This is a genomic window from Atopobium sp. BS2, assembly GCF_000565075.1.
Taxonomy (GTDB): domain Bacteria; phylum Actinomycetota; class Coriobacteriia; order Coriobacteriales; family Atopobiaceae; genus Lancefieldella.
Genome location: NZ_JDFG01000039.1, coordinates 104,296 through 122,528, shown reverse-complemented (window position 1 = coordinate 122,528; position 18,233 = coordinate 104,296). Strand labels below are relative to the sequence as shown.

Genomic DNA, 18,233 nt, shown 5'->3' with positions numbered 1-18,233 from the left:
CTGAAACACTAAACCTATACGCAAAGCTGTATGTGGAACTGGGTAGGCAGATCTCTGCCTACCCAGTATAATCTGCCACTCAAAGCTTGAGCAACAACATTGTTTGTTTGCTCGACGGCGCTGGTTTTACTCTGTCTTGAAGCGACTGTCTCCGCCACCAAGAGCTTCCATAACGTCCTTGACATACTGCTCGGTATGCTTCTTAGCATCCTCGAAGTTGTAGTCCATGACATTGTTTGGATCAAGGCCGTACTCAGTAGCAATTTCAGGCTGCTTTGCGTTGTCAAGTACCAGGAACTGATAAGAGCCATTCTTCTGAGCAAGGTCAACGCATGCTGGTGAAAGTGCATACTCGATCCAGAGCTTAGCGGCGTTTGGATGTGCAGCACCCTTGAAGATTGCAGTTGCGCCAACCTCATATGATGCACCAGAGCTTGGAATCTGAAGACCAACATTCTCATGCTCTTGGTCAACAATCTGATAAATGCCGTCGTGGAGCATACCAATTCCGATGGTGCACTCGCCTGTTCCGATAGCCTTGGAAGGACCAGAACCACTCTTGGTGTACTGAGCAATGTTCTTATCAAGGTCAACAAGATACTGAATGCCCTGATCGTGACCGTACTTCTGAATAACGGTGTTGATGATCAGCTTTGCAGTACCGGCAGTGTTGTAGTTAGAAGACCAAATAAGACCCTTATATTTAAGATCGATAAGATCTTTGTAATCCTGAGGAACATCAAGCTTAAGGCGCTCAAGCTCTTCCTTATCGTACAGAATGCCCAGGATGCCCTTATAAATTCCGTACCAGTCCTTATTTGTACTCTTGAACTTGTCGGAAATAAGGTGAGACGCATTCTTTGGCTCGTACTGCTCAAGAAGACCCTTTGAGGAGGAGACATTGTAAGGATCGGTTGTTCCGCCAAACCATACATCTGCTGATGGATGACCGTTCTCTTCCTCAATCTTTGCAGCAACTTCTCCGGTTGAGAGACGCTGTGCCTGAACATCAATGCCATACAGACTCTTGAAATTAGCGCAAACTGCGTTTAGATACTCTTCCTCACAAGAGCCGTAAACAATCAGCTTACCCTCTTCTTTTGCTGCCTTTACCAGCTCTTCTGGTGCTCCAACCGCGTCTGTAGAGTTGGTGTCAGATTCTTTTTTATCGCCAGCATCAGAATCGGACTTTTTGCAGGCAGTGATGCCCAGGCCTGCTACAACTGCGCTGACTCCAAAAAAGTTACGACGAGTAAGGTTTGACATAAGAACTCTTTTCTCTCCTTGTGGTCACCCACAGCTCCAATGAAAAGAACATACTCCTGTGTAAATCGTACTCAAACTTTTTCGAAAATATTTCAACTATTCGATAAGTGGCTGATATTGGCGGCTATCGGTATGTTTTTGCATATCTAAGCAAAAAGGCCAGGGACAAAATCCCTGGCCTTGAACATTTGGTGGAGAATAGGGGGATCGAACCCCTGACCTCAGGCTTGCAAAGCCCGCGCTCTCCCAGCTGAGCTAATTCCCCGTACTGACTTCTGGTTGGGCCCAGAAGGTTTTAATAATCACCCCAACGGCGACTCGGCTAACGTTGGGGTGACTATTGTCACATAAAGTGGTGGGCCTGACAAGGTTTGAACTTGTGACCTCCCGGTTATCAGCCGGACGCTCTGACCAACTGAGCTACAGGCCCAACGCAGGGAAAAATAATACCTCCATAATTCTCATAGGTCAACACTTTTTTTGTTTTGTTTTAAAGTTTCTTGAAATTGGGTATGAAAGCAGAACAGAGAGTCGTAGACTATCTGCCCAAAGATTGATAAATGGCGTGCTATTTGGAGTATTTGTGTCACTAAAGCGGATGGACATACAGACGGTTGTTGTCGGAGGAGGTCCTATCTCTTCCGTTATTGTCCTGCGTCTTCATGACCCACGCGGCGTCTCTTCCTTAAGCCTTCCTATCAAGATTGGCAACATTGAAGCCTCTGCTATCAGTCTTGGCATAGATCAAGAGTCTACCCAGAGACCACTCACACATGACCTTCTCCGCTCCGTTCTTGATTCTCTGGACGCAGATGTTAAAAGTGTGCGCATTGTAGGCGTTCGCGGCACCACGTTCTTCTCGCAAATTGAGCTCATCTCTAAAGAGGGAGAGCATATCTACGTGGATGCTCGTCCGTCAGACGCAATTGCGCTGGCTGTAAGAACAAACGCTCCCATCTTTGCTGACGAGAGCGTTCTAGAAATTGCTGCTGCTCCAGACTTTACTGATGTCGAGAAGGACGTTCAGGCCCAAGAGCTTGAGGAGTTCCGCCAGTTTATTGAGGATGTCTCTCCTGAGGATTTCTCATAAGCCCTGCTCTATGGCTTACTTTTAAACAACTGACTCATCTTTTATATAAAAATCACTACCGTTAGCGTGCTGATTTTCTCGGTAAATAACGAAAAGAGCTCAAGGGAATTACCCCTTGAGCTCTTCAAATTACGTATAGCTGAAATGCTTATTCGTCATCATCCAGCAGTGAATCGTCCAGTACTTCCTCTTCATCTCCAAGGTCAACGGACTCTGTCTCATCAGCATCGCGAGCACCTGCTGCCATCAGATCAAGCATACCTTGGTTCTCTGCGTGCTTTGGAGCCTTCTTTTTGTTGGCAACCATACGAGCAACTGCAGAAACAACGTCGCTACCAGAGAGGTTCATAACCTTGACGCCCTGAGTGGAGCGGCCCAGCTTGGAGATGTCGCCAGCCTTGACGCGGATTACAACGCCCTCCTCGGACATGATCATAATCTCGTGCTGAGGACCAACAACGCGGCAGGCAACCAGGTTACCCTTCTTCTCCGTCATTGTGATGGTAAAGACGCCCTGGCCACCACGCTTATGGACTGGATACTCAGAGATTGCGGTGCGCTTTCCGTAGCCCTTCTCGGTAATAACGAAGAGGTCGCCATTGCCGTTGGTAATCTCCATGCCAAGCATAGTTGCGTCGCCCTTGAGCGTAATACCACGGACGCCCGAGGTGCCACGGCCCATGCTTCTTGCCTCAGCCTCGTCAAACAGGATTGCCTTACCGTCGGAGGAGCACAGAACAACCTTGTCACCTGGGTGGACACGACGGACGTTAACAAGCTCGTCGCCATCCTTAAGGTTGATGGCAATGAGGCCGTCCTTACGGGTACGGTCGTACTCAGACATTGCTGTCTTCTTGACCATTCCCTGCTTAGTAGCAAACATCAGGTAGTTGTCTTCTGGGAAGTCTCGGGTTGTAATAACTGCCTTGACCTTCTCGCCCTCTGCAAGCGTCTCGATAACGTTGATGATGGCGCTACCCTTAGTAGTTCTGTTACCAACAGGAAGCTCGTGGACCTTGAGGCGGTACACCTTACCAAAGTTGGTAAAGAACAGCACGTAATCGTGGGTAGATGCAACAAAGAGATTCTCGACAAAGTCGTTCTCTTTGAGAGAGACGCCCTGAACACCCTTGCCGCCGCGCTTCTGAGAGCGATAAATCTCAACAGGAACGCGCTTTACGTAACCTGCGTGAGTAACGGTGACAACCATATCCTCTTCGGCGATAAGATCCTCGACGTCCAGGTTCTGAATATCCTGGTCAGAGATTTGCGTACGACGCTTGTCAGCGTAGCGGTTGGAAATCTCACGAAGCTCATCGGCAATAACAGCCAGAATCTTTTCCTCGTGAGCGAGAAGATCCTCGTAGTAGGCAATATCAAGTCTGAGCTGGGAAATCTCGTCGACAAGATCCTGACGAGCAAGACCGGTGAGGCGGCGCAGACGCATCTGAAGGATTGCCTCGCCCTGAATCTCATCCAGGCCAAAACGCTCGTTCATGCGCTTCTTTGCCTCAGCATCATCCTGCGAGCTGCGGATGATGTGGACAATCTCATCGATGTTATCAACTGCGGTCAGAAGGCCTTCCAAAATGTGGACACGCTTCTGTGCCTTATCCAGGTCAAACTCAGTACGACGGCGTACGACATCAATCTGGTGATCAATGTAGTGACGCAAAATCTCGCGAAGAGAAAGCGTACGAGGAACACCGTCAACCAAGGCCAGGTCAATGATGCCAAAGTTGGACTGGAGTTGAGTCTTCTTATAGAGATTGTTCAGAACAACCTGTGGTACAGCATCACGCTTGAGGTCCAAAACAATGCGCATACCCTTACGGTTGGACTCATCGCGCATGTCGGAGATGCCTTCAATTTTCTTCTCGTTGACTGCCTGAGCAATCTTCTCCTGGAGAAGGCCCTTGTTAACCTGGTAAGGAATCTCGGTAACAACAAGGCGCTGGCGACCGCTCTTGACCTGTTCAACGTGAACCTTTGCGCGGACTGTAATAGAACCGCGACCAGTCTCGTAGGCATCCTTGATGCCCTGAGTGCCCATGATGATGCCACCTGTTGGGAAGTCAGGACCAGGTAGAACGGTCATGAGCTCCTCAGTGGTAACGTCAGGGTTCTCAATCATCATGCAAACAGCGTTGGTTACCTCACCAAGGTTGTGAGGAGGAATGTTGGTAGCCATACCAACTGCAATACCTGAAGAACCGTTAACCAAAAGATTTGGGAAACGCGCAGGAAGAACTGCTGGCTCTGTCAGTGATTCATCATAGTTTGACTGAAGATCAACGGTGTTCTTGTTAAGCTCTGCCAGCATCTCCATAGCACTTCTGGTAAGACGTGCCTCGGTATAACGCATTGCTGCTGGTGGATCGCCGTCGATAGAACCAAAGTTTCCGTGACCATCAATCAGAGGAAGTCTCATCGAGAAATCCTGAGACATACGGACCATGGAGTCATAAATAGCGGAGTCACCGTGTGGGTGGTACTTACCCATGACTTCACCGACTGCCCATGCAGACTTCTTATGTGGACGGTTTGGCGTAATGCCAGCCTCGCTCATTGCGTACAAAATACGGCGGTGAACAGGCTTAAGGCCGTCTCGAACATCTGGAAGTGCACGAGCAACAATAACGGACATGGAATACTCGAGGAAGGAAGTCTTCATCTCTGAGGACAAATCGGTTGGCTTAAGCGTGCCACCGTGAATGTCTGAGAGGTCAAGACGAGTACCAGCCTCATCAGAGATAATGTGTGAAGTTTCTCCCGTTATGAGATTTTCCCCAGTCTCTGGGTCAAACTCGTCAGAGTCTTCTTCTACCTCATCGTCTTCGTATTCTTCATCCATATCATTTTGTGCATCAAGGTCTTGGTCCTCATCTGCATCAAAAAGATCGTCATTCATATTTTTATCGTCTGCCACAAGTTACCCTTTCATTTTCTGTCTAATGATTTAGCGAGAAACCATTAAATGTCCAGGAAGCGGACGTCTTTTGCGTGTGTTTGGATGAAGTCTTTACGCTTCTCAACCTGGTTGCCCATAAGGTCAGAGACCGCGCGATCAGCGGCAAGAGCATCATCAATGGTTACCTTCAGAAGAATGCGGTTCTTTGGCTCCATAGTGGTTGCCCACAGCTGCTCTGGGTCCATCTCACCAAGACCCTTATAACGCTGAATAGTGAACTTGGTGTTGTCCTCAAACTTCTTTGTCTCAAGAGCAAGCTCTTCATCGGTATAGATGTATTTGCCGTTCTTCTTACCCTTTGGCTTGATCTGATACAGAGGAGGCTGAGCAACGTAGATATAACCTGCGTCAATCATTGGCTTCATATAACGATAGAAGAAGGTAAGCAGAAGAATTCTAATGTGAGAGCCGTCAACATCAGCATCGGTCATGATGACAATCTTGTGATAACGAGCTTTCTCAATATTAAATTCATCACCAACACCAGTACCAATAGCAGTAATCAAGGAAGTGATGGTGTCAGAAGAAAGCGCACGGTGAGCCTGTACGCGCTCAACGTTCAAAATCTTTCCGCGAAGTGGAAGAACTGCCTGGATAGAACGGTCACGTGCCATCTTTGCAGAACCACCTGCGGAGTCACCCTCGACGATGAAGAGCTCAGTCATCTCTGCATCACGAACAGAGCAATCCGCAAGTTTTCCTGGAAGAGCCGCAGACTCAAGAAGTCCCTTACGACGTGTTGCTTCACGAGCTTTACGAGCAGCAAGACGGCCCTTTGCAGCCTGAGATGCTTTTTTTAGAATCTCTTTTGCCTGGTTTGGATGCTCTTCAAGGTACTCTGAGAGACCCTGAGTAACAATCTTGTTGGTAAGCGTTCTCATGTAAGAACTACCAAGCTTTGCCTTTGTCTGGCCTTCAAACTGAGGATCTGGAAGCTTAACTGAAATAACTGCAGTTAGACCCTCACGAATATCGCCACCCTCAAGCTTAGGATCTTTCTCTTTAAGAATTCCCTGCCTGGTGCCGTAATCATTTATTACCTTAGTAAGAGCGGTACGGAAGCCCTCAAGGTGCATTCCGCCTTCCTCAGTAAAAATATCGTTAGCAAAAGAAAGAGTTCTATCACTGAATTCAGTATTCCACTGAATAGCTACCTCAACCTCACCCATCTGAGACATTGGAGCATCAGGGTCAGACTTACCTTCAATATAGATAGGGCGAGAAAGTCCTGGTAAGACGGTTTTCTCGTCATTAAGGTACTTAACAAAGTCGATGATGCCACCAGCGTACTGGAAGTCAACCTGACGAGGAGTAAGCTCACGCTCATCAACGAGGGTAATCTTAAGATTCTTGTTAAGGAATGCGGTCTCCTGCAGGCGATCACGAAGCGTATCAAAGTTATACGTAGTGGTCTCAAAGATCATGTCGTCTGGCCAGAAGGTGATAGTAGTTCCATTAGATTTTGAAGTACCAATTTCCTTCATCTTCTGAACGGTTTTACCGCGCTCAAAGACCATCTCATAGATTTTGCCATCGCGCTTAACCTGCGCAACAAGCTTCTTTGAAAGTGCGTTTACAACAGAGACACCAACGCCATGAAGTCCACCAGAAACTTTATAAGCATTGTTATCAAACTTACCACCTGCATGAAGGATGGTAAGAACAACCTCAAGAGTTGGAATTTTCTTCTGAGGGTGGAGGTCTACAGGAATACCACGACCATTATCTTCAACAGAAATAGAGTTATCTGGATGAACGGTTACCTTAATTTTGGAGCAATAACCAGCCATTGCCTCATCGACTGAGTTATCTACAATCTCCCAAACAAGGTGATGCAGACCAGAAGCTGAAGTTGTACCAATATACATACCTGGACGCTTACGAACAGCCTCAAGGCCTTCAAGGATCTTAATCTCTGTACCGTCATACTTATTTTCTTTTGCCACGTAAGTCCTCTCTTCAATTGTGAGCGGAATGATATAGGTATTTTACTATGAAATCGCCAAAATCAACTCGGCACAGAGAAATTTCATTGTTTAAAAAGTAATATTTGGTATCTGAGAGGCTCTGTAAAGAGATTTAAGGACAGATTAGTGACAGATTAGACTAAAGACTCTTTTTTTGTCTAAAACTTGCTTCAATCGCTTTATAAGCCGTTGACTTAAGTGGCTCAGAAAGTCCAGAAACTAACTCAGAAATTTGTAATTTCTCTTCTGGTGTGAGTTCTGGAAGATCTTTTTTCTCTTCTTTTTGGCCCTGTGCTTGCTTTTCTGATGAGTTGGCTTCTTTATCAGCATGTCTATTGTATTTGTCCAGCTTAAATTCAAGGTCTGAGAACTCCAGGCCTTGCTCTGAGAGCCTGGCTCTATAAATTTCTCTTTGTGCAAGAAAATCAATCATACACATACGATTATCTACATAGACTGTAAGCACAGGGAACTCTCTACCAGCAACTTCTCTAACAAATACGCCGGTTGTATGTTCTGTTTCTCTTTCACCATTTGCTTCAACCCACGCAAGATAAGCACGACGATTTTTTGACATGCTTTTAGAATCTCTGAAAGTTCCAAGCAGAGAACTCATTAAATCTTTTGCATTTTCATTGCCACCGCGCGCAGGTGTTTCTTGTTGATTATTCATCACTAAACCTAACTATCTGCGCTTTTTCTAAAACCTCTTCAGAGAAATACCCAAGGTTTGTAGTGGTAATTACTGTCTGAATGTCATGGAATGCAAATTCCATAATGGCTTTTCTGCGGTCTTCATCAAGCTCACTCATAACATCATCTAAAAGCAGCAAGGGTTTCTCACCAAGTATTTCTTCTGAAAGGAGAACTTCTGCCATCTTAAGTGCTAAAACGACAGTTCTAATTTGACCTTGAGAACCAAAATTTCTAGCGTCTTTACCCTCAATTAAAAACTCAACGTCGTCTCGATGAGGTCCTTTTGTACTTTGCTGACGACGAATATCATCCGTGCGAGCTTCACTTAAAGCCTTCAAGAATTGATCAGTAATTTCTTCTCTAGTGGCCTCAAGAGATACCTCTCCAATTGAAGAAATATAGTTCATTTCTAGGTGTTCTCCACCAGAGAGTTCCTGGTAGATCTCACATGTCTTCTTTGACAGGCGCTCAAACAAATGAATTCGTGCATGAAGAAGCGTAGCCCCTCCTCTTGCAAGTGAAAAATCCCAAGCATCAAGCAAGTTTTCATCTGGCCAATCAGATTTAAGCAGCTTATTTCTTTGCCCAACTGTCTTGGTATATGCCGAGAAGACCTTGAAGTAGCTTTTATTTGCCTGGCGGCCAAAGTCATCAAATTCTTCTCGGCGATACGATGCACCACCTTTAATCATTGAAAGGTCATCGGGATTAAAAAGTACCGACATCAGTGTTCCAGAAATATCTGCAGCCTGACATTTCTTGCCATTCTTTAAAAATTGACGGCGGCGTTCTGTAATGGTGCAGGCATTTTCTAGCTTTCTTCCATCTCCTGTAAGAGAAATTTCTATCTTTGCCTCAGAAGTACCTGTAAGAAGGAGTTGTGAAGGTGTGGGCTTTCTAAATGAATATCCAGCAGTAAGGAGTTGTAGTGCTTCAACAGTATTTGTCTTACCTGCAGCGTTCTTTCCTACAAAAATAGTAGTTTGTGCAGATAAATCTATTTCTTTCGAAGAAAAACAACGAAAGTCATACAGCGAAACATGTTCAACTTTAAGTCCCACACAACCCCTATCAAATTAGAGGCGAACAGGCATCAGAAGATACAAGTAGTTAACCCTGCCGTTTGATTTGAAAATAGCTGGCTGAGAAGGACCTTGAAGCTCAAGACGCAGAAGATCCTTAGAAGGAGCAGCATTTACACAATCAAAGACATAGTGATAATTCAAAGCAATTGAAAGAGAATCTCCCTCAATCTGAGCTTCAATGTGCTCGGAAGATTCACCCTGATCTGGTGAGGATGCAGAGAGCTTAACTTCTTTACCATCGGCGTCAACATCAAAACGAACTGAAGGATTTGCTAGTGCAATAACAGAGACACGCTTCAGGGCTGCAGAGAAATCTTCAACGTTGATATCAACTGACGCGGTGCAAGACGTAGGAAGTAGCTGCTTATAGTCAGGGAAATGACCTTCAATCTTACGAGAGATGTGAGTGGTGTTTCCAAACTGGAAGACTACCTGATTATCTGTAGTACCAATCAAGACCTTCTCAGTCATGCTACGCATGGAAAGAACATCATGGAACACTTCACCAGAGATAATTGCAGTAAAAGACTCACCTGCTGGAGTATCTGTGTTGGAATCACAAACAGCAAGACGGAATGAGTCAGTAGCAACAAGACGAATAGTGTTGTCCTCAACAGTAAGAGAAATTCCCTGAAGAATAGGACGAGAAGCTTCCTTAGAAGTTACGCGATACACCTTATCGACCATAGTTGATAGAAGCTGGCTTGGGAGCTCACAGGTTTTCTCAAGATCAAACTCTGGGAACTGAGCCCAGTCGTGAGCAGAAAGAGTATTAAGTCTAAAAGACGAACGCTGACATGTTACAGAAAGTGTGCGCTCTCCACCTTCAAAAGTAATTGCAGCATCAGGAAGATTTTTAACAATGTTCTGGATAACCTTTCCAGAAACAACTGTCTCTCCTTCTTCCTCTACGTTTGCTGCAATTTGATGCTTAATAGAAATAGTTAAGTCGCTGGATTGTAACTCAAGCATGCCATTAAATGCTTTGAGGTAAATACCAGAGAGAATAGGAAGTGTTGTATTAGAACCAATACCCTTAGAAACAATATCAAGTGCCGTCTGGAGAGCGGATTGACTTACGGTAAATTTCATGACGACCCTTTCTATTATTTCTTAGATAAGAATAAAAATATCGTAGTAATAATAAGCTATGTTGAAAAGAAGAAAGCTTTACATTTCTAGAGGTAGAAATATGTTTCTAGAGGTCAGATTTGTTTGCTTATTTTTGACATTCATAAACAAAGTAAAACTCCCCCTCTTAAACTCTCAACAACAAACCACTACTTCTCTTCACCAATTAACATCTTACTAACAGGTTTTAAACACTAACTTTGTTCAAGAATAGTCTTCTTGAGTTGAGAAATTTGATCATAGAAACTTTTGTCTTCTTTGATTCTTTCTTCTATTACCTCAATGCTGTGCAAAATAGTTGCGTGTTTTCTTCCACCAAAATGCTTACCAATATTTACCAGTGTGTATTGGCAAAGGTCGTGAGCAAGATAAATTGCAACGTGACGAGGTTCTGCAATCTCTTTATTTCTTTTGTTACCAACAATATCGCGATGACTAATGCCATAGATATTTTCTACAACTTCTTGGACCTTCTCGATATTTACGGTCTTTGAAACGCGACGCCAGAGCGTGTCTGCAATCTTATCGATTTCTTCCTGTTTAATATTTGTGCCAGATTCTTTTGCTTTAATCTGACCAGTTACACAGCGATTACAGAAGCCCTCAAGTGTTCTAATACTTTGACCGGCCTTGTCAGCCATGTAGCGACGGATGTCCTCTGGCAAATCGTCTGCAGAAAGAGAAGAATTTCTTTCTTTAAACGCACGGTCGCAGAAGACATGAATAAGATTGAGCTTCATCTCGTAGCTTGGAGACTCAATACCAATAACGATGCCACCACTCATACGAGAAGTAATACGATCATCAAAGCCGTCAGATCCCATACCAAGCTGAGCAGGTGTTCTATCTGCGGCAAGAATAATCTGCTTACCTCTATCAATAAGAGAGTTAAAAATATTGAAGAAGAAATTAATAGTACCTGCTTTACCAGCAAGTTTTTGGACGTCATCGATGATAAGAACATCAATGTTTTGGTAGTTATTACTAAGCTCTGTTGCGGCGTTTCCTGACGCGTTTTTACGAACTGCATTTACGTAGTCATCAACAAAGGCATCTGCATCTTTGTAAACACAAACGCGTTCGATATCTTCAGAGTTGATGTAGTTTTGAACCGCGCGTAGAAGGTGAGTTTTTCCAAGACCACTTGCACCGTAAATAAACAGCGGGTTTGCCTTACCTTTTGCGTCGTTTGCAACATTTAATGCATGTTGATGCGCAAGCTCATTCTCGTCACCAACAACAAAGCGATCAAACGTGAGGTTTGAATTGAAAGATGTCTCTTCATAAAGAGGATTACTCTTACGACGTTTTAAGGTCTGTTGTTTTAATTCTTCAAGGCTTTGCTCCTGGGATTCAAAATCTTGAATCTGCTCTGGAACAACTGCTCGTATAGGAGCAGTTGTTTGCTTCCAAGCATTGAACTCTTGAGGAGTCATTGTGGAAGTAGTGGTAACAGGGGTAGAAGACTTTGTAAGAGTAAGGCTCAAAATAATGTCTTCAAAGGCTGCTGCTGAAAGGCATCTCTCAACAATCGGTAGATTTTTAAGGATACGGTTATATGCCAAGCGCATTGGTGTTTCAGCACACAGTGCGTTATCTTCAACTTTAATTGGAGTGCAGGTTCTCAACATAGCGATAAAAGCCTCTGGCTGATTTTCTTCAACCAAGAGGTCAATTGCGTCTTGCCACAGAGCTACTGCGTCTGAATCAATTGATGCATCCATACGTGTCCAATCAAAATGTTGAAAATTGGGACACCTAGTATAGAGGAATGTTGATAACTTTCATCGAATAATGTTGAGAAACTCTATGAAAGGAGAGTTTCTCCAATAGTAGTGAGCTTATATTTCTGCCCAAATTTTCCGATTATTCCTATGTTTAACAGCGATTTTAATTCTCTTGACCACGTTGGTGTTGAAAGTCCATAGGTACTTGTTAACTCTGTTGCTCCAACCCATTCATGTTCAGAAAGGTATTGAAGAACTTGTTTTGCTCGATCTGTAAGTATCAGATTAGGAAGCTGTGCAGCTGGCTGTTGAGATACGGCCTGCTGAGCATGCAAAACTGCCTGTTGGTTCTGATTTACAGGTAATTCTTCAGCTTCTTCTTGAGTTGGAAGCGTCTGAATGTGTGCATCTTTAGAGCGGCGTGTTGACAAAGTAACAATGGTTCCGCCAGAGATATTGTCTTCGAGGGTAAGACTTCCACCCTTCTCAACCATGTATTGTTGAGCATAAGGAAGGCCAAAACCAACGCCTCTAATAAACGATTTCATCTCTTCTGTTGCAGAAGAAGTACCAAACTCAAGAGCTCGATTTTTCTCTTTAATACCAGGTCCCTGGTCTGAAAACCTAATGGTATTTCCATTATCCATGATTGAAATTGTAGGCGCTACAAAACGGGCGTGAATGAAATTTTCCACAATCTCACGCATAACCATAAAAGGAATTTTTCCACCCTGCTCGTGAGCAAGCTGGTTAACGGTAGCTGCAATTTCATCAAGATAAGATCGAACGTTTTTTGGTTCTACGAGAACAACACGAGGTGCTGCGGCTTTATCGTCATACACTGCAATACGTGCAGCATAACGGACGGTGAGAGAATTATCAGAACCAGCGTCTTTTTCATTCTGGTTTGTGTTTTCCTCAACAAAAGGAAAGAAATCTCTTGCCATGACACCTCCTTTTCAACAATTGTTAAACAAATGAAGAAAACTTTTCGTTTTCTTTCACGATAAATGAAAGTTTTCAACAAGTGTTAAACATCTGTAGATAACTTTATATCTTTGTGAAAGACGTACTGAATGATAGTAGCATTTAACGGACATATTTCAGCTTGCAGAAATATTCCTTTCAACAAATTTCTTCACTTATCACAAGTGAAATTTTCAAAATGAAAGGTTTTCTCGCTAGATTTTTGAATAAAAAAGAGAAAAAGTTGAGGTATTTGCGTAGAAAATTTGACAGGTAACCATAAACGCGAGTACAATCTGTAGGCTTTTTAATCGATACTGTACCCGTTCGGGAGGAAATAGCTATGAAGCGTACCTACCAGCCAAATAAGCGCAAGCGCGCAACTACCCACGGTTTCCGTGCACGTATGGCAACTAAGAATGGTCGTGCCGTTCTCGCTCGTCGCCGCCTTAAGGGCCGTAAGCGCCTCACCGTCTAAGGAATGTTTCTGTGAAGACCATTAAATCTCGTTCAGAGTTTGAAAGGGTCTTCTCTGCGGGGAAGAGGGCTCAAAGTTCTGTTCTTCGTATACGAGTAGCACCATCCACTGAGGCACATCCTTCCGAGGTAGCCTTTGTAGCTCCAAAAAGATTAGGTAACGCCGTATTTAGAAACAGGTGTAAACGCGTTCTGCGCGAAGCAGCTCGAAAGAGCGGTTTACCTGTTGAGGGATACGGCATTATTCTCTTTGCGACTAAAGATACACACAGCACTAATCCTGCTGATATAAGCGTTTCTTTGGATGCTTTGTTAAGAAAGACAGGGGTCAAATGAGCGAGAAAAGACATGATTCTTTTTTCGCAAACTTGTTCCTAGGTGCTATTCGTTTCTATCAAAGAAACATTTCTCCCCTTTTTAAGCCTCACTGTATTTATCGGCCCACTTGCTCCGAATATGCAGTTCAGGCCATACAAAAGTATGGTGTTAAAAAGGGAAGTTGGCTTGCTCTTAAGCGTATTGCTCGCTGTCACCCTTTTCATAAGGGAGGATACGATCCCGTTCCGTAAAGGAACGCACCGGAGGAAATATGTGGGATTGGATTGTTAACTTTCTATACACAGTCTTAGCGGGACTTCAATCATTCTCGGGAGACTGGGGTATGGCAGTTATCCTGCTTACCATCATCATCCGTATTATCCTGGTTCCAATGACCAACAAGCAGACGGCCTCTATGGCTCGTATGAGCGTTGTTCAGCCAAAGCTCAAAGAAATCCAGGAGCGCTATGCTGATGATCCAGTAAGACAGAACGAAGAAATGCGCAAGCTTTACGCAGAGATTAACTTCAATCCACTCGGTGGTTGTCTTCCTCTGCTTCTGCAGTCCCCTATCTTTATTGCACTCTTTACCGTTGCAAAGATGGTTCCGGTAGACTCTCGTTTCTACAACATTCTTCCTTCTATCGCACGAGCAACGTCAGACATTTTTGCTGTTGATGGCCTTGTTGCTGCTATCCCTTACATAATTTTTGTTCTTCTATTTGGTCTTACAACCTTCCTTTCTATGGCAGTAAATGCTCGTACAAGCTCTGGTGAGCAGCGAACCCAGCAGTACATGATGGGTGGCATGATGACCCTCATGATGCTCTGGTTTGGTTGGACTGTGCCAGCAGCTGTTCTTCTCTACTACGTTACTTCTGGTATTTGGCAGCTTGCTCAGCAGCAGCTTATTACCAAGCGCATTATGGAAAAAGAGAAGCTTAAGGCTGAGGCTCAGATGGCTAATAAGCCAATCGAGGTTGACGTGGTGAGAAAAGAAAAGAAGCCACGCCCTCACAAAAAGGCTTAGTAGCTGGGCTTAAACAAAATAACTTTTGTTTACAAAAAATTTTTACGGTAGATTAATAGTTAAACTTTTTATATTGACTGGAGGACGACATGGAGGATGAGACTTTCGTTTCTGAGCCAAACGCTCTTAATGAGTCTCCTGTCGTTGATTCACAAGACGAGTTTGTTTCAATTCGAGAGCATTTTGAAGCTGGAATTCAGCTTACTGATGCTGAGATGAATAAGATTGCTGATACCGCTGTCTTTTATCTAAGAGAGCTTCTCTCCTTCTTTGGCGAGAACAGCTGTGCAATTGATGAGTATGATGGTGAAGATGGAGAGCTTATTCTTGATGTAACCGGCGGCGATCTTGCAATTCTCATTGGTCGTCACGGTAATACGCTTGAGGCTCTTCAGATGGTTCTTTCGTCTTTGATGAGCGCTAAGCTTCACTTCCACTATCCAGTATCTGTTGATGTAGAAAGCTACAAGAGCCGCCGCCGTAATAAGCTTCAGGAGATGGCGCTCTCTGCTGCTGCTCGTGCTAAGAAGACTGGTAAGGTTTCTCTTGCTCCAATGAGTGGCTATGAGCGTCGTATCATTCACATTGCACTTCGAGATAATCTTGAAGTTACAACTCACTCTGAGGGCGATGATCCATACCGTCGCGTTGTTGTTACAGCTATTAACAGCTAAGAATTTTTAACAAGCTTTACTAATTTGATGAGGAAGGTTTACGCCTTCCTCTTTTTTTGTGACAATTCTTCTTGTTACAAGAAGTTTTGTCACAGGAGAAGCAATGTCTGAATCAGAGAAGTCGTTATACGATTCAAAAGAGAATGTACTTAAGGAACTTCTCCTTACCTATGGAATCAATTCAACTGAGACCCAAAGAAGACAACTCCTCAAGCATATTGAATTGCTCATCGAGATTAATAAAAACCTCAATCTCACAAGAATCACTTCAATTGATGATGCACTGGTTCTTCATATTCTTGATTCTTTATTACCACTCAAAGTATGTAATGAGTTTATATCTGAGGCTCAAAACTATATTGATATTGGTACCGGTGGAGGCTTCCCTGGACTGCCTCTTGCAATCATGAGCGATAACAAAACATTGCTTGTTGATTCAATTGGAAAAAAGATCAGTGCCGTACAGTCAATGATTGATGAGATTGGTCTTGGTGTGAGAATAAGAGCTGAAAAGCTTCGAGCTGAAGAAATTCCAAACGACTATAAGCAGAAGTTTGATTTTGTTACTTTCAGAGCAGTTGCAAAGACAAATATTCTTTTGGAGTACGCAGAGCCTTTCTTAGCTCCACAGGGTACCCTCATAGTAATGAAGGCCAACGTTGATGAGATAGAGCTTCAGGACGCCTCTCAGGCAGCCAAAATTTTTGGGTATGAAAATGTTTCACGTGAAACATTTGAATTGCCAAACGATCTTGGTCATCGCGAAATTCTTCTTTATAAAAAAGTTGCAAAAAGCAAAATTAAACTACCGAGAAAAACAGGAATGGCTAAATCAAATCCGTTTGTTGCAAGAAGAGACTAATTGTGGAATGTTTCACGTGAAACATTCTGTATTATTAAATAAACTTGGTCAAACGGAGGATAAATGAGCTACAAAGACCTTTCGAGGGGATTTCAAGATAGAGATCCTAAAGTACTTGCTGTAATTAATCAAAAAGGCGGAGTTGGAAAATCAACTACCGTAATAAATCTTGCAGCAGCACTTGGAGAAACAAAAAAGAAGGTTCTAATTATCGATTTTGACCCACAAGGTAATGCAACAAGTGGATTTGGAATTGATAAAGAGGAACTAGAAGCAGATATCTATGATGTTATCCTCAACGAAACGCCACTTGAAGACGTATTACAACAAACAGTTCAGAAATACGTGACTATTGCTCCTGCTACCATTCAACTTGCTGGTGCAGAAATTGAACTCGTTTCCGTGAAATCAAGAGAAAACATATTAAAGCAGGCAATTGACCAGGTTAAAGACTATTTTGACTACATTTTGATTGATTGCCCACCATCACTAGGTCTTTTAACAATTAATGCTTTAGTCGCAGCAAACAGCATTCTTATCCCAATTCAGTGCGAATATTATGCACTAGAGGGCGTAACTAAGATTGTTGAATCAATGAAGATGGTTCAAAAACAGCTCAATCCGGATCTTGATATCTTTGGTGTAGTAATGACCATGTTTGATAGCAGAACTTCCCTTTCTAAGCAGGTAGTTAATGAAGTATCTAACTACTTTGGTAACAAGGTATTCAAGACACTTATTCCAAGAAACGTCAAAATTGCTGAGGCACCAAGTCATGGTTTGCCGGTAACCATGTATGCACGAATAAGTATGGGCGCACTTGCATATAACAAACTTGCAAAGGAAGTGAATCGTCGTGGTTAAAAAATCAGGACTTGGTAAAGGCCTTAATTCGCTCTTTAGTGAGGTGGATGCAGAGGTCGGTAATAAAAAAGAAACTACCACGCTGCCTTTGAAGAAGATTAAGCCGAATAAAGACCAGCCTCGCAAGCATTTTGACGAAGCTGAGCTCACTGAACTCAGTGATTCTATTAAGCAAAACGGTATTCTTCAGCCACTTCTTGTTCGCGAGAAGGGCGACCACTACGAAATTGTTGCTGGTGAGAGACGTTTCCAGGCTGCAAAACTTGCAAAATTAGAGGAAGTACCTGTTGTAATCAAAGCAATTTCTGACGAGGAAGTATTCAAGCTTGCTCTTATTGAGAATTTGCAGAGATCTGACTTAAGCCCAATCGAAGAAGCACAAGGTTATAAGCAGTTAATTAAACAGGAGAACTTAACTCAAGACGATTTGGCCAAGGTTCTCTCAAAATCAAGATCTGCAATCACAAATACCCTACGCCTTCTTGACCTTCCAACTGAGGTGCAGACTTTGATGGTAGAAGGACGTATTAGTGCTGGACATGCTCGTGCAATTCTTTCCGTTAGTGGCAAAGAAGGAAGAATTAAACTTGCTCAGAAAGTGATTGAAGAGAACTTGTCTGTCCGCCAGACAGAAAACCTTGCTCCACTATTTTCTGTCACTACTGTAGAGAAACCAAAAAGACAACCAACTCCACAGGCATATAAGCGTGCGGCAAGGCAATTAAGAATTGCTTTGGATACTCCAGTCAAAGTGCGAAATGTTCGCGGCAAGAATAAAATCGAAATCGAATTCAATGATGAGGAAGAGCTTGCTGCTTTAGTTGAAAAACTATCAAACGGTAAAGAAGCATAATGAAGATAAAATTTGCAATTATATCCACAGTTTCATTGATTGGAATAGCTTTTCTCGCTAAGCACACCTTGTTGACTAAAGAAGCACAAAGAAGTTTTCTCCACGCAATGAGAAGGTCGAGAAGGGCACTTGATGCAATTCTCGACGATTATTCAGGTGGTATTGATAGAAAAACTTCAAAAAACATTCTCTCTCATCAAGCGAGAGTAGAAAAAGAATGGCTCAAAGCAATTAATTAGAACAAATGTTCTATATA

General features: G+C 43.3%; 18 protein-coding genes and 2 tRNA genes. 10 read left to right on the top strand and 10 right to left on the bottom strand.

Annotated features, from left to right (window positions below):
• Positions 1 to 126: 126 nt before the first annotated feature.
• The 3 genes from HMPREF1492_RS05225 to HMPREF1492_RS05215 all read right to left on the bottom strand — a co-directional run bounded on the left by HMPREF1492_RS05225 (position 127) and on the right by HMPREF1492_RS05215 (position 1,696).
• Entirely contained in the window at positions 127 to 1,266 is a 1,140-nt protein-coding gene (locus HMPREF1492_RS05225; protein ID WP_035436638.1) for an ABC transporter substrate-binding protein, read from the bottom strand.
• A gap of 189 nt (positions 1,267 to 1,455) precedes the next feature.
• Positions 1,456 to 1,531, bottom strand: a tRNA-Ala gene (locus tag HMPREF1492_RS05220).
• A gap of 88 nt (positions 1,532 to 1,619) precedes the next feature.
• Positions 1,620 to 1,696 (bottom strand) — tRNA-Ile (locus tag HMPREF1492_RS05215).
• A 153-nt stretch (positions 1,697 to 1,849) separates the two neighbouring features.
• Between HMPREF1492_RS05215 and HMPREF1492_RS05210 the strand changes: the two genes are divergently transcribed.
• Positions 1,850 to 2,356, top strand: a complete 507-nt coding sequence (locus tag HMPREF1492_RS05210; protein ID WP_051479411.1) for a bifunctional nuclease family protein — start codon at positions 1,850 to 1,852, stop codon at positions 2,354 to 2,356.
• Between the two features lie 148 nt (positions 2,357 to 2,504).
• Here HMPREF1492_RS05210 and gyrA read toward each other — a convergent pair whose 3' ends face one another.
• The 7 genes from gyrA to HMPREF1492_RS05175 form a co-directional block, all read right to left on the bottom strand.
• A complete protein-coding gene (gene gyrA, locus HMPREF1492_RS05205) occupies positions 2,505 to 5,267 on the bottom strand; it encodes a DNA gyrase subunit A (protein WP_353573410.1) in 2,763 nt (920 codons plus the stop codon).
• 62 nt (positions 5,268 to 5,329) lie between these two features.
• The gene (gene gyrB / locus HMPREF1492_RS05200) at positions 5,330 to 7,273 is read right to left on the bottom strand and encodes a DNA topoisomerase (ATP-hydrolyzing) subunit B (protein WP_035436625.1); all 1,944 of its coding nucleotides are present in this window, start codon (positions 7,271 to 7,273) and stop codon (positions 5,330 to 5,332) included.
• A gap of 160 nt (positions 7,274 to 7,433) precedes the next feature.
• Positions 7,434 to 7,967 carry a hypothetical protein gene (locus HMPREF1492_RS05195; protein ID WP_051479410.1) on the bottom strand — a complete coding sequence of 178 codons (534 nt, stop codon included), beginning with the start codon at positions 7,965 to 7,967 and terminating at the stop codon, positions 7,434 to 7,436.
• Positions 7,960 to 9,051 carry a DNA replication/repair protein RecF gene (gene recF, locus HMPREF1492_RS05190; RefSeq protein WP_035436622.1) on the bottom strand — a complete coding sequence of 364 codons (1,092 nt, stop codon included), beginning with the start codon at positions 9,049 to 9,051 and terminating at the stop codon, positions 7,960 to 7,962. The genes HMPREF1492_RS05195 and recF overlap by 8 nt, the downstream gene beginning before the upstream one ends.
• Positions 9,052 to 9,066: 15 nt before the next feature.
• Positions 9,067 to 10,167 carry a DNA polymerase III subunit beta gene (dnaN, locus tag HMPREF1492_RS05185; protein ID WP_035436620.1) on the bottom strand — a complete coding sequence of 367 codons (1,101 nt, stop codon included), beginning with the start codon at positions 10,165 to 10,167 and terminating at the stop codon, positions 9,067 to 9,069.
• 233 nt (positions 10,168 to 10,400) lie between these two features.
• Complete coding sequence (dnaA, locus tag HMPREF1492_RS05180) at positions 10,401 to 11,930, bottom strand: chromosomal replication initiator protein DnaA (protein WP_035436618.1); 1,530 nt, start codon at positions 11,928 to 11,930, stop codon at positions 10,401 to 10,403.
• Positions 11,931 to 12,013: 83 nt separating this feature from the next.
• Positions 12,014 to 12,880, bottom strand: a complete 867-nt coding sequence (locus HMPREF1492_RS05175) for an ATP-binding protein (RefSeq protein ID WP_035436616.1) — start codon at positions 12,878 to 12,880, stop codon at positions 12,014 to 12,016.
• A gap of 362 nt (positions 12,881 to 13,242) precedes the next feature.
• On the opposite strand from HMPREF1492_RS05175, the gene rpmH reads away from it, so the two are divergent.
• The 9 genes from rpmH (at position 13,243) to HMPREF1492_RS05135 (ending at position 18,216) form a co-directional block, all read left to right on the top strand.
• The gene (rpmH, locus tag HMPREF1492_RS05170) at positions 13,243 to 13,377 is read left to right on the top strand and encodes a 50S ribosomal protein L34 (RefSeq protein WP_003148884.1); all 135 of its coding nucleotides are present in this window, start codon (positions 13,243 to 13,245) and stop codon (positions 13,375 to 13,377) included.
• An 11-nt stretch (positions 13,378 to 13,388) separates the two neighbouring features.
• Positions 13,389 to 13,712 (top strand): ribonuclease P protein component, encoded by a 324-nt coding sequence (gene rnpA / locus HMPREF1492_RS05165; protein ID WP_035431391.1) that lies wholly within the window; start codon positions 13,389 to 13,391, stop codon positions 13,710 to 13,712.
• Positions 13,709 to 13,945: a membrane protein insertion efficiency factor YidD gene (gene yidD, locus HMPREF1492_RS07435; RefSeq protein ID WP_084054989.1), complete on the top strand. Its 237-nt coding sequence runs from the start codon at positions 13,709 to 13,711 to the stop codon at positions 13,943 to 13,945. Before rnpA ends, yidD begins: the two co-directional genes overlap by 4 nt.
• Positions 13,946 to 13,965: 20 nt before the next feature.
• Complete coding sequence (locus HMPREF1492_RS05160) at positions 13,966 to 14,724, top strand: YidC/Oxa1 family membrane protein insertase (protein WP_035427133.1); 759 nt, start codon at positions 13,966 to 13,968, stop codon at positions 14,722 to 14,724.
• Positions 14,725 to 14,813: 89 nt separating this feature from the next.
• Positions 14,814 to 15,398: a Jag family protein gene (locus tag HMPREF1492_RS05155; protein ID WP_035427134.1), complete on the top strand. Its 585-nt coding sequence runs from the start codon at positions 14,814 to 14,816 to the stop codon at positions 15,396 to 15,398.
• 103 nt (positions 15,399 to 15,501) lie between these two features.
• The gene (gene rsmG / locus HMPREF1492_RS05150; RefSeq protein ID WP_035431395.1) at positions 15,502 to 16,260 is read left to right on the top strand and encodes a 16S rRNA (guanine(527)-N(7))-methyltransferase RsmG; all 759 of its coding nucleotides are present in this window, start codon (positions 15,502 to 15,504) and stop codon (positions 16,258 to 16,260) included.
• Positions 16,261 to 16,323: 63 nt separating this feature from the next.
• Positions 16,324 to 17,124: a ParA family protein gene (locus HMPREF1492_RS05145; protein ID WP_035431397.1), complete on the top strand. Its 801-nt coding sequence runs from the start codon at positions 16,324 to 16,326 to the stop codon at positions 17,122 to 17,124.
• On the top strand, positions 17,117 to 17,977 hold the full coding sequence (locus HMPREF1492_RS05140; protein ID WP_035436614.1) for a ParB/RepB/Spo0J family partition protein: 861 nt from the start codon (positions 17,117 to 17,119) through the stop codon (positions 17,975 to 17,977). Before HMPREF1492_RS05145 ends, HMPREF1492_RS05140 begins: the two co-directional genes overlap by 8 nt.
• Positions 17,977 to 18,216 (top strand): hypothetical protein, encoded by a 240-nt coding sequence (locus HMPREF1492_RS05135; RefSeq protein ID WP_035436612.1) that lies wholly within the window; start codon positions 17,977 to 17,979, stop codon positions 18,214 to 18,216. The genes HMPREF1492_RS05140 and HMPREF1492_RS05135 overlap by 1 nt, the downstream gene beginning before the upstream one ends.
• The last annotated feature ends 17 nt before the right edge of the window (positions 18,217 to 18,233 follow it).

Coding starts and splice junctions, on each gene's coding strand:
- HMPREF1492_RS05225 (WP_035436638.1), bottom strand. CDS start 1,266: ATGTCAAACCTTACTCGTCGTAACTTTTTTGGAGTCAGCGCAGTTGTA.
- HMPREF1492_RS05195 (WP_051479410.1), bottom strand. CDS start 7,967: ATGAATAATCAACAAGAAACACCTGCGCGCGGTGGCAATGAAAATGCA.
- rpmH (WP_003148884.1), top strand. CDS start 13,243: ATGAAGCGTACCTACCAGCCAAATAAGCGCAAGCGCGCAACTACCCAC.
- HMPREF1492_RS05145 (WP_035431397.1), top strand. CDS start 16,324: ATGAGCTACAAAGACCTTTCGAGGGGATTTCAAGATAGAGATCCTAAA.
- HMPREF1492_RS05160 (WP_035427133.1), top strand. CDS start 13,966: ATGTGGGATTGGATTGTTAACTTTCTATACACAGTCTTAGCGGGACTT.
- HMPREF1492_RS05135 (WP_035436612.1), top strand. CDS start 17,977: ATGAAGATAAAATTTGCAATTATATCCACAGTTTCATTGATTGGAATA.
- rsmG (WP_035431395.1), top strand. CDS start 15,502: ATGTCTGAATCAGAGAAGTCGTTATACGATTCAAAAGAGAATGTACTT.
- gyrA (WP_353573410.1), bottom strand. CDS start 5,267: ATGAATGACGATCTTTTTGATGCAGATGAGGACCAAGACCTTGATGCA.
- dnaA (WP_035436618.1), bottom strand. CDS start 11,930: ATGGATGCATCAATTGATTCAGACGCAGTAGCTCTGTGGCAAGACGCA.
- dnaN (WP_035436620.1), bottom strand. CDS start 10,167: ATGAAATTTACCGTAAGTCAATCCGCTCTCCAGACGGCACTTGATATT.
- HMPREF1492_RS05155 (WP_035427134.1), top strand. CDS start 14,814: ATGGAGGATGAGACTTTCGTTTCTGAGCCAAACGCTCTTAATGAGTCT.
- HMPREF1492_RS05175 (WP_035436616.1), bottom strand. CDS start 12,880: ATGGCAAGAGATTTCTTTCCTTTTGTTGAGGAAAACACAAACCAGAAT.
- yidD (WP_084054989.1), top strand. CDS start 13,709: ATGAGCGAGAAAAGACATGATTCTTTTTTCGCAAACTTGTTCCTAGGT.